At 71.6% G+C, this 13,930-nt stretch carries 11 protein-coding genes; 1 reads left to right on the top strand and 10 read right to left on the bottom strand.

Translation table 11 applies throughout. The features are described from left to right. Window position 1: 1 nt before the first annotated feature. Together H7F49_RS07685 and H7F49_RS07680 are read right to left on the bottom strand one after the other, a co-directional pair. A complete protein-coding gene (locus H7F49_RS07685) occupies window positions 2-2,182 on the bottom strand; it encodes a xanthine dehydrogenase family protein molybdopterin-binding subunit (RefSeq protein ID WP_185683001.1) in 2,181 nt (726 codons plus the stop codon). Then, on the bottom strand, window positions 2,172-2,669 hold the full coding sequence (locus tag H7F49_RS07680) for a (2Fe-2S)-binding protein (RefSeq protein WP_185683000.1): 498 nt from the start codon (window positions 2,667-2,669) through the stop codon (window positions 2,172-2,174). Before H7F49_RS07680 ends, H7F49_RS07685 begins: the two co-directional genes overlap by 11 nt. A gap of 199 nt (window positions 2,670-2,868) precedes the next feature. Between H7F49_RS07680 and H7F49_RS07675 the strand changes: the two genes are divergently transcribed. Further along, complete coding sequence (locus H7F49_RS07675) at window positions 2,869-3,831, top strand: alpha/beta hydrolase (RefSeq protein ID WP_185682999.1); 963 nt, start codon at window positions 2,869-2,871, stop codon at window positions 3,829-3,831. Between the two features lie 10 nt (window positions 3,832-3,841). On the opposite strand, the gene H7F49_RS07670 is transcribed toward H7F49_RS07675, so the two are convergent. Genes H7F49_RS07670 through H7F49_RS07635 form a run of 8 tightly spaced genes read right to left on the bottom strand, consistent with a single transcriptional unit; the run spans window position 3,842 to window position 13,838 of the window. Then, entirely contained in the window at window positions 3,842-4,942 is a 1,101-nt protein-coding gene (locus tag H7F49_RS07670) for a CapA family protein (protein ID WP_328806595.1), read from the bottom strand. Next, entirely contained in the window at window positions 4,939-6,123 is a 1,185-nt protein-coding gene (locus H7F49_RS07665) for a CaiB/BaiF CoA transferase family protein (protein ID WP_185682998.1), read from the bottom strand. Before H7F49_RS07665 ends, H7F49_RS07670 begins: the two co-directional genes overlap by 4 nt. Further along, window positions 6,120-7,328: a CaiB/BaiF CoA transferase family protein gene (locus H7F49_RS07660; RefSeq protein WP_185682997.1), complete on the bottom strand. Its 1,209-nt coding sequence runs from the start codon at window positions 7,326-7,328 to the stop codon at window positions 6,120-6,122. The genes H7F49_RS07665 and H7F49_RS07660 overlap by 4 nt, the downstream gene beginning before the upstream one ends. Beyond that, window positions 7,315-9,669 carry a 2-hydroxyacyl-CoA dehydratase family protein gene (locus tag H7F49_RS07655; protein ID WP_185682996.1) on the bottom strand — a complete coding sequence of 785 codons (2,355 nt, stop codon included), beginning with the start codon at window positions 9,667-9,669 and terminating at the stop codon, window positions 7,315-7,317. Before H7F49_RS07655 ends, H7F49_RS07660 begins: the two co-directional genes overlap by 14 nt. Then, entirely contained in the window at window positions 9,669-10,919 is a 1,251-nt protein-coding gene (locus H7F49_RS07650) for a CaiB/BaiF CoA transferase family protein (RefSeq protein ID WP_185682995.1), read from the bottom strand. The genes H7F49_RS07655 and H7F49_RS07650 overlap by 1 nt, the downstream gene beginning before the upstream one ends. Then, entirely contained in the window at window positions 10,916-11,983 is a 1,068-nt protein-coding gene (dctP, locus tag H7F49_RS07645) for a TRAP transporter substrate-binding protein DctP (RefSeq protein ID WP_185682994.1), read from the bottom strand. Before dctP ends, H7F49_RS07650 begins: the two co-directional genes overlap by 4 nt. Next, entirely contained in the window at window positions 11,980-13,284 is a 1,305-nt protein-coding gene (locus tag H7F49_RS07640) for a TRAP transporter large permease (protein WP_235982001.1), read from the bottom strand. The genes dctP and H7F49_RS07640 overlap by 4 nt, the downstream gene beginning before the upstream one ends. Then, window positions 13,281-13,838 (bottom strand): TRAP transporter small permease subunit, encoded by a 558-nt coding sequence (locus tag H7F49_RS07635; RefSeq protein ID WP_185682993.1) that lies wholly within the window; start codon window positions 13,836-13,838, stop codon window positions 13,281-13,283. Before H7F49_RS07635 ends, H7F49_RS07640 begins: the two co-directional genes overlap by 4 nt. Between the last annotated feature and the right edge of the window lie 92 nt (window positions 13,839-13,930).

Raw genomic sequence — 13,930 nt, 5'->3', positions numbered from 1 at the left:
CTCAGCTCTCGGCATAGGGCAGGGAGCGCAGGCGCTGGCCGGTCAGGCTGCTGATCGCGTTGGCGATCGCGGCGATGGCGGGCGGCATGGCCGGTTCGCCGAGGCCCGTGGGGGGAAAGTCGCTGCGGACCATCCCGATCTCGATCGGCGGCACGGCATCGATCCGCGGCAGCGGGTAGCTGTCGAAATTGGCCACGCCGATCGCGCCGCCGTCGACCGGCACCTTCAGGCCCGACAGCACATGGCCCATGCCCTCGATCACCGATCCGCGGATCTGCTGTTCGGCGTTCAGCGGGTTGATGATCGTGTTGCCGATATCCCCCCCGATCCAGACCCGCTCCACCCGGATCCCGGCTTCGCCTTTCGCCACGTCGGCCACGGCCGCGAAATAGCCGTTGTGACTGAAGTAGAAGCCGAAACCGCGGCCCTTGCGGGCGCCGCTCCAGCCCGACAGCCGCAGCACCTCGCGGATCACCCCGGCGGCGCGGCCGGTGTGGAAGCCCGGGCCGCGTCCGCCCGCAGGCGGCGGGATCAGGCGCCCGGTGCCCAGCAGTTGCAGCATCAGGTCGGGCAGGGTCAGCCCCGCGGCCTCGGCTACTTCGTCGAGGAACCCCTGCGAGGCGAAGGCCAGCGCGTTCGAGCCGGGCGCCCGCAGCCAGCCGAGCGGGATGTTCGTCTCCAGCACGGTCTGGCCCAGATCGACGTGATCGACCAGATCGGCCGGAACCAGATTGGCCGGCAGATCGGCGCCGCGTCCCGGCTTGCCCTTGGCCCCGAAGGTGACGAGGTGGTCGCGCAGGGCCACCAGCCTGCCATCGGCATCCAGCCCGGCCTCGAAGCGGTGGAACCCGGCGGCGCGGAAGAAGTCGAGCTTGAAGTCCTCCTGCCGATCGAGCAGCAGCTTGACCGGACGACCCGGGACCTCGCGGGCGATCGCCGCCGCGAGCACCATGTAGTCGTTCTGCAGGCGGCGACCAAAGCCCCCGCCGGAGCGGGTGATATGTACCGTGATGTCGGCCGGGGCGAGACCGAAGGTCTTGGCCAGCAGATCCTGCCCGCCGCCCGGCATCTGGGTCGGTGCCCAGAGCTCCAGCTTGCCGGCATGGAACAGCGCGGTGCAGTTCTGCGGCTCGAGCGTGGCGTGCGAGACGAAGGGATAGGTGTAAGTCGCGGCAAGCCGACGGGCTGCCCCGGCCAGGGCTGTCGCGGCATCGCCCTTGGCCAGCACCACGGCCTGCGGGCGGCCCTCGTGCGCGGTTCGGGCGGCGGCGGCGAAGCTGGCGTCGGAATGGCGATCGCGCCCCTCGGCGTCCCACTCGACCTGCAGCGCCTTGCGGGCTTCGCTGGCGGTCCACCAACTGTCGGCGACCACGGCCAGCGCGTCGACCGGCGCATCGGCCTCGCCCAGGCGGGTCAGGGCCACCACCTTGCGGACGCCCGGCCGGGCAAGGGCCGCGGCGGCATCATGCGATTTCAGCACGGCTCCGCGCACCGGCGGCGTGAGCAGCGCGGCGTGGAGCATGCCGGGCAGGCGGGTGTCGATGCCGAACAGCGGCTTGCCCGCAACGATCGCCGGGGTGTCCACGCCCTTGGTCGGCTTGCCGATGATCGTGAAGTCCGCCGGGTCCTTCAGCTTCAGCGCGGTCGCGGCGGGGACCGCCTGGCGCACCGCCCCTGCCGCGAAAGCGGCATAGGGCGCGCGCCGGGCCGAGCCGACGTGCAGCACGTCACCCGCCAGGGTCGACAGCTCGGCCACGGGCAGCGACCATTCCTGCGCCGCGGCGGCCAGGATCATCGCCCGCGCCGCCGCTCCGGCCTGGCGCATCGGCAGCCAGTTGAGCGGGGTCGCCATGCTGCCCCCGGCGAACTGCGGCGCGAACAGTGCCTGGTCGGCCACGGCCTGCTCGATCTTCACCGCTTCCCACGCGACGTCGAGCTCTTCGGCGATCAGCATGGGCAGCATGGTCTTGATGCCCTGGCCGATCTCGGGGTTCTTGGCCGTGATCGTCACGCTGTTGTCGGGATGCAGCCGGACGAAGGCATTGAGCCTGGCGGCCGGCTCGCCCGCGGCGGCCGGGGCGGCCGGGGCGGCGCCCAGCGCCAGCTCAATGTCGAACACCAGCGCGCCGCCCGCGCCGAGCAGGGCCTTGAGGACGAAGCGACGATCGGTTTCAGCCGGCATGGTCGCCTCCCGGGTTGAGCGAACCGGCCACCTGACCGGTCACGGCCTGGCGGATCGCCGCGCGAATGCGGTGATAAGTGCCGCAGCGGCACAGGTTGCCGCTCATCGCGGCGTCGATCTCGGCCTCCCCGGGGCGCGGGTTGGCGCTGAGCAGGGCGACCGCGCTCATGATCTGGCCGGCCTGGCAATAGCCGCATTGCGGCACGTCCTGATCGACCCAGGCCGCCGCGACCTTCTGGCCGACCTCGCTGGCGCCCACCCCCTCGATCGTGGTGATCGCGGCCTTGCCCACCGCGCTCAGCGGGGTCGAGCATGACCGCACCGCCTGCCCGTCGAGCAGCACGGTGCAGGCGCCGCACAGGCCCTGGCCGCAGCCGAACTTGGGCCCGCTCAGCTCCAGCTCCTCGCGCAGGACCCAGAGCAGGGGCTTATCGCCCGGCGCATCGACGATACGGGTCCGGCCGTTGACCTTGAGTGCCGTTTTCATGCGTTCCTTCCAGCGGCCGCGGGGCTGCGGCTTCGATGCTTCGGGCGTGAGGATAATGGGCTGGCGGGCCCAGGTGAACCCGCTTTCGGCGCCCCTGTCCGTCAAGGCACGCAGCCCGCTTGCCCCGCCACGATTGCTCCCGCATTATGCTATATCGAATCGCAATCACTGTCATGGCTGCGATCAGCGGAGAGATGGCATGGAGCGCAGGCAATGGATCGGCCTCGCCATGCTGGCGCTCACCGCCACCAGCCTGGGCGCGCAGGAGGCCAAGGTGCCACCGAAGCCGTTCGGGGTGGTCGGACAACCGGGCGGAACCGGCCCCGCGCCGGCGGTGGCGGAGTACCTCCCGGCCTTGCCGGACCACACGGTCTACCGCCCGGCGCGCCTCCCCGACCGGCCCCTGCCGATCGTGCTGTGGGGCAACGGCGCCTGCCGCGACGATGGTCTGGCCCATGCCGGGTTCCTCCGCGAGGTGGCGAGCCACGGCTATGTCATCGTGGTCCCCGGCCCTCCGCGCGAAGAGCCTGCGCTGGTCCCGCCGGTACGCATCACCGAAATGCCGCCGCCCGATCCCAATCGCCCGGCCCAACTGGCCCGGCGCGGGCCGGACGCGACCAGTCCCGAGCAGATCCTCGCCGGGCTCGACTGGCTGGAGCGGCAGAACGCCGATCCGGCCAGTCCGTTCTATCGCCATGTCGATCCGGCGCGCGTGGCGGTGATGGGGCATTCGTGCGGCGGCCTGCAGGCGATCCGCATCTCGGCCGATCCCCGGATCAAGGCGACCGCGCTGTTCAACTCCGGCGTGTTCAACAACAGCGCCGACGGCCGCACCGGACTGAACGTGGCCAAGTCCGAACTGGCCAGGCTGCACGCCCCGATCGCTTACATCCTTGGCGGACCAGGCGACATCGCCTGGCCCCAGGCGATCGATGACGTGGCGCGGATCGTCCATGTGCCGGTGTTCTTCGCCCATGCTCCGACCGGCCACGGCGGGACTTTCCGCACCGCGCCCAACGGCGGGGCCTATGGCGTGATCGCGACCCGCTGGCTCGACGCCATGCTCAAGGGTGATCGGGCCGCGCGACGGTATTTCGTGGGCGCCGACTGCGGGCTCTGCAAGGTCCCCGACTGGTCGGTGCCGCGTCCCCTGCTGCGCTGAGCGCGGCGGGTCAGGCGAGATCGTAGCCGCCGGCGCGGTCCGAGCGCAGCGTCAGACCCGGCAATCCGGCTTCCGAACCGATCCAGGCGATGTAGGCGGCCACCTCTGCCGCCCGGCACTCGGCCGGGACCGGACGGCCGGGGGGTTCGAACCACAGCGGAATGAAGCCCGGCGTGATCGTCCCGTCCGGCGCGATCCGCAGCCGTCCGATCATCCCGTGCCGGGCATCGGGGTGGAACGGGGCCAGCGGATAGTCGGGCAAGGGTTCGAACCCGAACAGCACCTTGCGCCGCTCGGCCCATTCGGCGCGGGCGGGATGGTCCTGCGCCGGGGCCAGGGCATGGGTGACGACGCAGCCGTTGCCGAGGCCGTGAAAGATCGGTTTGCCGCGATAGAGTTCGATCCCCCGGGTGATGTGGGCGTGATGCCCGGCGACCACATCGGCTCCGGCGTCGATCGCGGCCTGGGCCACCGGGCGTTCGTAGGGTGCCAGTTCGGCAACCCGGTGGGTGATGCCCTTGTGCAGCGCGACCACGACCACATCCGCCCGGGCTCGTGCCGCGGCAATGTCGGCCTGCATCGCGCCCAGCGAGGCTGGATCGATCTCGCGCAGGCTGGCCTGTGGGCGGCTCGGCCCGCCATCCTCGGCCCGGACGATGATGGGGGCGACCCCGGGCCGGTCCGCCGTGGCCCAGCACAGCTCGGGCCCGACGCAGTTGTAGCTCAGCAGGGCGACCTGACGTCCTGCCCAGTCGAGCCAGGCGGGCGCCCGCGCCGCAGCCAGGCCGGGTCCGGCCCCGGCGTGGGCGATCCCGTTGCGGGCGAGCCCGGCGATCGTGTCCGCCAGCCCGACCGGGCCGCAGTCCATCATGTGGTTGCCGGCCAGCGAGACCGCACCGATCCCCGCGCGTGCCAGGGCGTCGAGATGGGCGGGGTCGGCGCCGGGGGCGGGCACGTCGCCGGGCATCTCCTCCTGGCAGGTGGTGTGCGGCACCTCCAGGTGGCCGATCACCAGCCCGGCCGCACGGGTCAGCGGGGCCAGGCCCGACAGCCAGTGATCCGGCTCCGGCACGTCAAGGATCAGGTCTCCCAGCAGCAGCAGGTCGCTCACAGCACGCCCTCATCGGCCAGCGCGGCGATCTCCGCGGCGGTGAGGCCGAGCTCGGCGAGCACCGACCCGGTGTGCTCGCCAAGGCTCGGGACGTGGCGGGGCACGGGATCGGGTTCCACCCCGAAACCCGGCCCCAGCACGGTCAGCGGACGATCGTGGCCCGGCATCTCGGCCGCCTCGGCCAACCCGCGCGCCATGACGTGCGGATGGGTCAGGGCCTCGCCGATGTCGCGGATCCGGGCCGCCGGAACCCCGGCCGCGGTCAGTTCCGCCTCGAGATCGGCGGCGCGGCGGCTCAGCAGATGCTCGGTCAGCCAGCCCTTGAGCGCGGCATAGTGCTCGACCCGTGCGGCGTGGGTGGCGAAGCGCGGGTCGCTCATCAGTTCGGCATGGCCCAGCACGCGGAACAGCGCCTCGATCTGGTGCTGCATGTTCGCGCCGAGGGCGATCCAGCCCTCGGCCGTGGCATAGTACTCGGCCGTGGCGACCAGCCGGAAGCCGCGGTTCCCGGTGCCCTGCGGCGCGACCCCGGTGTACGACCACATCGCGGCCGCCGTGCCCATGATCTTGATCGCCGCGTCGAGCATGGCGACGTCGATCCGCTTGCCCTGACCGGTCACGTCACGCTCCCGCAGGGCGGCGAGCACCGCGATCACGCCGAGGTAGCCGGTGAAGCTGTCGACCACCGGAAGGCCGATCTTGAACGGGCGTTCGTCGAAGCCGTTCATCAGCGCCATGCCCGAGACCGCCTGGGCGATGTGGTCGTAAGCGCCCCAGTCGCGCAGCGGCCCGTCCTGGCCGAAGCCGCTCAGCGAGATCATGACAAGGCGCGGGTTGGCGGCATGCAGCACGTCCCAGCCGAGCCCGAGCCGCGCGATCACGCCCGGCCGGAAGTTCTCCGCGACAATGTCGGCGCCCTCCGCGAGCTGCCGAGCAAGAGCCTGCCCGCGCCCGGTCTTGAGGTTGAGCGCGACCGAGCGCTTGCCGGCGTTGAGCGCGGCGAAGGGCACGCTCATGCCCGGGGGGCCGGCATGCTCGGTGTAGTGGCGGAAGGCATCGCCGGTGCCGGGGGGCTCGATCTTGATCACCGTGGCACCCAGTTGCAGCAGCATCTGGGTGCAGGTCGACCCCGCGATCGCGTGGGTGAAATCGACCACGCGGATCCCGTCCAGCGGCCTCATGCCTCGCGCTCCGTCGAGAAGGCGCCGCGCGCCGCCAGGTCCGCCGGATCGAAGCCCAGCGCGTCCAGGATCGCGGCATTGTCCGCTCCCGGTGCGCCCGCCGGGCTCGGCGCGACCGCGCGGGTCGTGCCGAACACGAAGGGCAGGGACAATTGCCGGACCGACGCCTGTTCCGGCCCTACGCCTGGCCCCGGCATTTGCACCTCGCGCACCATGCCCCGGGCCAGGTGATGCGGATGGGCCACCGCTTCGGCCGGGGAATAGACCGGCATGGCCTGGGTTCCGGCAGCGGCGAGACGGGCGGACCATTCGTCCCGGGTCCGCGTCGCCATGATCGCGGCGATCTCCTGCTCCATCGCGGGATGGGCCGCCGCCTCGTGCTGGCGCGCAGCCAGGTCCGGCCGGTCGATCGCGGCACAGAACCGCGCCCAATAGGCGGGTTCCATGTCGGTGGTGCACAGGTAGAGCCCATCGGCACAGCGCCACACCCCGCCCTTGGGGTGCCAGGTGCCGGGACGGGGCAGCTCGTCCAGATCGTCATGGCGCCCCAGCGAGACCAGCAACAACTGCAGCGCCGCGTCGGACATGGCCACGTCAACCTGTTCGCCCGTGCCCCGGCGCTCGCGCGCCTGCAGGGCCAGCAGCAGGGCAATGGTCGCGCTCATCCCGGTCAGGGTATCGGCCACCTGCAAGCCGGGCAGCGAGGGTTCGGGCAGACCATTGAGGCGGGCGAGAGCTCCCGCCAGCGCCAGTGCCAGCGGGTCATGCCCGGCCCGATCGGCAAGCGGCCCGGTCTGGCCGGCGAAGCTGACCGACAGGGTGATGAGGCGCGGGTTGAGCGCGGCCATGGCCTCGTGGCCATAGCCCATCGCCGCCATCACGCCCGGGCGATAGTCTTCGATTACCACGTCGGCCGAGGCGATCAGCCGATGGAGCACCTCGCGCCCGGCCGCGCTGCCCGGGTTGATCCGCAGGCTGCGCTTGCCGCGGTGATAGGTCGGCCGGGCCCGACGCCGGGCGGCGGCCTGCGGATCGGCATCGCGGCCGAACATCGCCTCGGCCTTGGCCAGCTCGCGCGGGTGTTCGACGCGGATCACCTCGGCGCCCATCTCGGCCGCGACCCAGCCCGCATAGGCTGTGGGCAGGAAGCGCGAGAAGTCGATCACCCGCAGGCCAGCCAGAGCGGAGGGTTCAGCCGCCGGCATGGCGCTGCGCCGCCCGATCGGTGGCGGGGCCCTCGACGAAGGCGGTGATCGCCGCCTCGATCGCTGCGGCATCCTCGCCCTCGCGGTTGAAGTTGTCGGCCGTCAGCTCAAGGACGGGGATTCCGGCTGCCCGCAGGGCGCGGACCACGAAGGGATCGGCGTCCTGCAGCGCCACGGCGGCGTCGATCTGGTGGGTCCGCGCCTCATGCACGTGCCAGGGGCCGGCCCAGGTCGGCATGCGCAGTTCGTCCCCCATGCAGACGATCCGGCTGGCCAGCGCGCGCAGCGGATCCTGTCCCTGTGACAGGTCGCGCAGATAGCCGTCCGCGGCCAGGGCGAGGTACATCGACCAGACGAACACGGCGCCGTGGCTGTCCTCCCACTTCTGGTAGAACGCCATCTCGCTCCACAGCCCGCGCCCGACCCACATCAGGCGGATGCGCTCATCCGGACAGGCGCCCAGTCCGGCTTCCGCCCGCTCGCGCACCTCTTCGTAAAGCGCCCGGGCGGCGTCGCGCGCCCAGACCGTGCCGCGATGCCATTGCGGCACCATGGTCGCCGGCATCGAATCGACCACCCCGATCGGCGCGGGCACCGTGCGGGCGACCAGATCGCGGGTCTTGCGGTAATAGTCCTCCTGCTCGTTCACCAGGGCCATGACTTCGGCGAACCGGGCCGGATCGAACCGCCGCCCGGTGCGGGCCTCGACCCGGGCGATGACCTCGCGCATCTCGGCCACCATCAGGTCGACCCGTTCGGGTTCGACCGCGGTCTCCCAATGGTCCGGCAACTGGTCCCACCAGTCGGCATAGAGATCGGGGCGCGGATCGATCGTGCGTTCGTAGACGTAGCAGTCCGCCCCGCTGGCCGCGCCCCACTGGGTGAACAGCTTCAGCGTCGGGTCCGACGAGGCCACCGCGTGGACGAAATCGGGCCGGGGCAGGCCGCCCCACGGGGCGTGGTCCGGATCGTCGTCGAACAGGGCGGCCAGGCCCTGCGCCGAATAGGCCTCGACATCGGCAGGATAGTCGTGCGCGCGGAGCAGACCCTGATAGCGCCGCGACTGCTGCTTGGCCGCGACGATCGAGGCCCACCACTGGTTGACCACGAAGGGCACGTCCATCGCGCGCAGGATTTCCTGCGGAGCATTGGCATTGACCACGGCGAAGGGCGATCCGGCCGCCACGGCTGCGCGCACCGAAGCGAACCAGTCGCGCTGCCAGGCGTTGACGTCGCCGGTCGAGCTCAGCGCCTTGCGGCTGCGTTGGGGGGCCGGGCGCGAGGCGGTCGGCCGGGCCGGGCGGGACGGCGCCGCGGCGGGCTCGGCCCGGCCCAGCGCGACGGCGAGATCACGCGTGAAGCGGTCGTCCGGCGCGCTCGAACAGCGCAGCGCGGCGAAACCCTGATCCGCCGGCAGCATGCGGCGCAGGGCAGGGACATCCCACGGCGCCGCCTCGTCCCCGTCGATCGTCAGGTGCAGCACCAGATCGGGGCGCAGCCGGGCAGCGTCGGCGGCGACCCGGGCGGCCGTGGCGGTCGGATCGGCGACGCGGGCGGGGAGTGCCAAGGGCGTCAGCGACCAGGCATGGACCGCACCGACGATCGCGCCGCCGCCCGCCTCGATCGCGCCGCAAAGCCGGGCGTCCTCGTGCGCGGTGCCGCAGACCAGGATCCGGGGGACGGAAGCACGCACCGGCAGGTCGGCCGCAAGCAGGTCGGCAGCAAGCAGGTCGGACAGGGCGGCGCGCGCCTCGTCGACCGGGAGCACCGCACATCCGCCAGCCACGGCGAGCGCATCGCTGCCCGATAGCCGCCCCGCACCCTGCAACTCTGCCGCCTGGGCCAGAAGCGCGGTCAGATCGGGATCGGTGGCGCCGGGCGAAGCCCCGAACCCGGCAAGCCAGGTGTCAAGCTGCGCCAGCCGGGCCCGATTGTAAGCCGTCGAGGCCGGGCGATCGAGGTGGAGCAGGTCGAGGAAGTGGATGTGTTGCGGCACAGCCTCTCCCAGCCGGCCGAGTTCACGAAGGGCGGCGAACAATTGCGGCTGCACGCTGTCGGCCTGGGTGATCAGCACCGGAACGTCGGGGTGAGGCAGGGTGAGCAGGGCTTCGAGCAGCCGCCGCCCGCGCGGCCCCATCTCGGCCGCGCCCATCACCGCGTCGGCGCGGGGGGTGACCTGCAGGGGCGGGGCGACCAGACGGACCGGCTGGAAGCCCGCGGCGATCAGCCGGGCCCGCGGGGCGTCGGTGCCCAGCACGCGGATCGGCCGCCGTCCCTCCGCCAGGGCGCGTGCCACTTCGCCGTCCGGATCGGCAAAGGCCCGCCGGAAGCGGTCGAGCATCAGATCGCCCCGGCCTCGGCCAGGGCGGCGATCCGGCCCTCGTCATAGCCCAGGAAATCGCGCAGGATCGCCTGGTTGTGCTCGCCGATGCGCACCGGCAGGGCATCGTCGAAGCCGGTGGTGGCGCCGGAGAACTGGATCGGCACGCCGGCCGTGCGCAGATCGATGCTGGACCGGTAGCTCGGGTGCTTGACCGCCATGGTCTCCTGCCGCGCCACCACCCGAGGATCGACCAGCGCGTCCTCGGGATGGCGCACCGGGGCGACCGGCACGCCCTGCGCTTCCAGCGCGCGCAGCACCTCGACCATCGGCAGGGTCCGCGACCAGGCGTTGATCCGCGCTTCCAGCTCGGTGGCATTGGCGACGCGGGCATCGCGGCTGCAGAAGCGGGGATCGTCCGACAGCTCGGGCTGGCCCATCGCCGCGAACAGGCCGCGGGCGAGCGGTTCGTGCACCGCCACCACCGCGACATAGCCGTCGGCGCATTCGAACACGCCGAAGGGGGAGAGCCGCTGGACCGTCAGCCCGGTGCGCGCGGGGAGCCCGGCGGCGGCCATGGCCGACCAGTTCTCGATCGCCACGAACGAGGTAAGGGCGCCGAGCATCGAGACGTCGACATGCTGGCCGACCCCGGAGGTGTGGCGCTGCTCGATCGCGGCGAGGATGCCGATCACGGTGAACACCGGGGCGAGCATGTCGGCGATCGGGATGCCGATGCGGACCGGGGGGTGCCCAGGCTCGCCGCTGGTGAACATCGCGCCCGACAGCGCCTGGATGATCACGTCCATGGCCTTGCCGTCGCGGTCGGTCGCGCCGAAGCCCGACAGCGAGGCGAAGACCACCCGCGGGTTGACCGCCTTGCACGCCTGGTAACCGATGCCCAGCCGGTCAGCGGTGCCGGCGGTGAAGTTCTCGACCACGACATCGGCCTTGCGCACCAGATCGAAATAGACCGCCTTGCCCGCCTCGCTCTTCAGGTCGAGCGACACGCCATACTTGCCCCGCGCGCGAGTGAGGTGCGAGATGGAGATGTCGTCCTCGTGCCGCCGTTCCACGATCACCCCGTCGCGGCCGACATAGGGGCTGTTCTCGCGGGCGAGATCGCCGCCCTTGGGTTCCTCCACCTTGATCACCTTGGCGCCGAGGCCGGCCAGCAGCATCGTCGCATAGGGGCCGGCCAGGGCGCGGGTCAGGTCGATGACGGTCAGGCCCTCGAGCGGCCTGTGGGTGAGGTCGCTGCCGTTGCTCATGGGGTTACTCCGGAAGGGCTGGGCGCGCAGGCGATCGGGCCGGCGGCGATGAGGCGCTGGGCCTCGCGGAACACGGGGACGCCGTCGATGCCGACAGCGGACAGGCGCTGCGCCTGGTCGAGCGCGAAGCGGTTGTAGAGCGTATCGAGCCGGGCCTGCTCGCCGGCGGGGAAGGGGATCATCTCCACCCCGTGGCCCGAGGCGTAGGCCACCCCGGCCGCTTCGGCCTTGAGCACCTCCTTGGCGAGCGCCGCTTCCCAGACCCGGCGCGATTCGGCCAGGAGGCGCTGCTGGGCGGGGGAGAGGCGTTGCCAGGCGCGGTCCGACATGGCCCTCGCCGGATAGGCGCCGCGGCTGAAGCGCAGGCTGGTGAAGTGATGGGCCACCTCGGCGAAGTGCAGGCTCTTGATCGTGTCGGCCGGGGCGACGACCCCGTCGATCACCCCCTTGGCGAGCGCGGAGTAGACCTCGCCCATCGGCATGTTGACCGGATCGGCCCCGAGCGCGCGCAGCACATCGATCGCGTCGCTCTGGGCGCGCAGGCGCAGGCCCTTGAGATCGGCCAGGCTGTGGACCGGGCGGTTGCGGGTCAGCACGCCGGGGAAGTTGCCGCCCTGCGCGGCGAGGACATGCAGCCCCTTGAGCTCGTTGCCGAAGGCCGGGAAGCGGCGATCGAGGCAATCGTAGACCGCCACCTGGTCCTGCAGGCTGCGAATGCCGCCATAGAACCCCGACTGCGCGCGCAGCATGTGCGCCCCGCCCCGCGCATAGATCGGAGTGATCAGGCCGATGTCCGCCAGGCCATGGCGGATCTCGATCATCGACATGTCGGACGAGAGCAGCGCCCCCGACCAGTAGGGCTTGATCCGGATGCGTCCCCCGCTCGCCTGCTCGACGTGCTTCATCCAGGTGATGTCGGCCTTGGAGAAGGGGTGGGTCGGCGGATAGGGACTGGCGTAGGTCAGGGTTGTGGTCAGGGTGGTGACGCCGGGATCGGCGGGACGGCCGCAGGCGGCGAGAGCCGCGCCAAGGGCGAGGACGAGCAGGGTGCGCAGCGGGCTCATCCGGCGACCACTCCGGGCAGCCAGAGGGTCAGCGCCGGCACGGCGATGATCAGGGCCAGGTGGCAGAAATCGGCGACCAGGAAGGGGATCACCCCGCGGAAGATCGTCCCCAGCGACAGGTCCTTGGCCAGACCCTGGATCACATAGATGTTCAGGCCCAGCGGCGGATGGACGAAGCCGATCTCCATCGTCCGGACCAGGAAGATCCCGAACCAGATCGGGCTGTAGCCCAGCTGTTCGGCAATCGGCAGGAAGATCGGCGTGGTCAGCAGCATCAGCGCCACGCCGTCCAGGAACGATCCCAGCAGCAGCAGGATCAGGGTCATCGCGATGATCGCCACCACCGGGCTGGCGTGCAACTGGGTCACCGCGCCGGACAGGGCCTCGGTGATCTCGCTCGCCGAAATGAACGTGGCGAACAGCAGCGCGCCGATGATCACCACATAGATCATCCCGGCAGTGCGCAGCGTGGAGCGCAGGGCTCCGCCGACCGCGGCGCGGGTGAAGCCGCCGCGCACCGCGAGCAGGGTCAGGGCGCCGACCACCCCCACCGAGGCCGCCTCGGTGGGGGTGAACCAGCCGATCATCAGCCCGCCGATGACGAAGATCATCAGGGCGAGGATATCGGCCACCTGGCGCAGCGCGGGCAGCCGCTCGCGCCACGGCACGCGCGCCGTGGCCGGGCCCAGCTCGGGCCGCCACAGGCAGAGCAGGGTGATGGTCAGCATGTAGGACAGGGCCTGGGTGGCGCCGGGGACGATCGCGGCGGCGAACAGCTTGCCGATCGACTGTTCGGCGATGATCCCGAAGACGATCAGCGCGCCCGAGGGCGGGGTGAGCGAGCCGAGCGTCCCCCCGGCGGCGAGCGCGCCCGAAGCGAAGCCGGGATGATAGCCGGCGCGGCGCATCTCGGGCAGGGCGACCGAACTGATCGTCGAGACGGTGGCGAGGCTCGACCCGCTGATCGCGCCGAACCCGGCGCAGCCTCCGATCGAGGCGAGCGCGAGCCCGCCGCGGCGGTGGCCGAGGAACTTGGCCGCGACATCGAAGAAGTCCCGGCTCGCCCCCGCCGCGAAGCAGATGTGGGCCATCAGCAGGAACAGCGGCAGGACCCCCAGCTCGTACTTGGAGATCACCTCGAACGAGACCACCCCGGCCTTCACCAGCGCCGCCTCGGGCGAGATCATCACCGCCAGCCCGCCGATCCCGACCAGCATCAGGCCGATCCCGATCGGCACCCCGCCGGCGAGCAGCAGCAGGAGGATGGCGATGCCGATCGCGCCTATCAGCTCGGGGGTCATCGCCGGTGATCCCCGCGATGCCCGTCCAGCCCCCCGGCCCGGATGGCCCGGCGCAGGAAGGTGAGCGCGATCAGCAGGGCAAAGCCGATCCAGGCGGCCCGTAGCCAGCGGATCGGGATGTGCAGCAGCTCGGTCCGCTCGAAACCGGACCACAGGTCGCCCGCCACCCAGGCGGAGCCGGCCGCGACCGCCAGGAACACGAGCCCGCTGATCAGCGCCGCCAGTCGCGCCAACCGCGCGGCGGTGGGCCTTGCGAGACGTTCGGTGACCATGTGGACCGATGCATGTTCGCCCTGGACCGTGGCGATCAGCATGGCCGATCCTGCCAGCAGCACGGCGGCGGCCTGGACCAGCTCGATCGATCCGAGCAGGTGGAAGCCGGCGTGGCGCCCGGCCACCGCGATCGCGTCGGCTGCCGTCGCGCCGAGCAGGCCGCAGCCACCCAGCCCATAGACCAGGCGCAGCCATCCGGCTGGGGGAATCCCTCCGGGAGACGCCCCGGTTGGCCCGTCCGGGCCGGAGGCTTCCGGCGCTTCAGGCTGGCTGTGGTCCATCCTGCTCCTTCTCCGCAGCCGCCCCGGTTGACAGCGCCATGGTCGACGCCTCTAATAGGGCGACATTCGTGACAGTAGATTATTTCAACTAT

It is taken from the genome of Novosphingobium aerophilum (assembly GCF_014230305.1).
Classification (GTDB): Bacteria; Pseudomonadota; Alphaproteobacteria; order Sphingomonadales; family Sphingomonadaceae; genus Novosphingobium; species Novosphingobium aerophilum.
The sequence above is the reverse complement of the archived record's forward strand: the minus strand, read 5'-3'. Positions and strand labels throughout refer to the sequence as shown.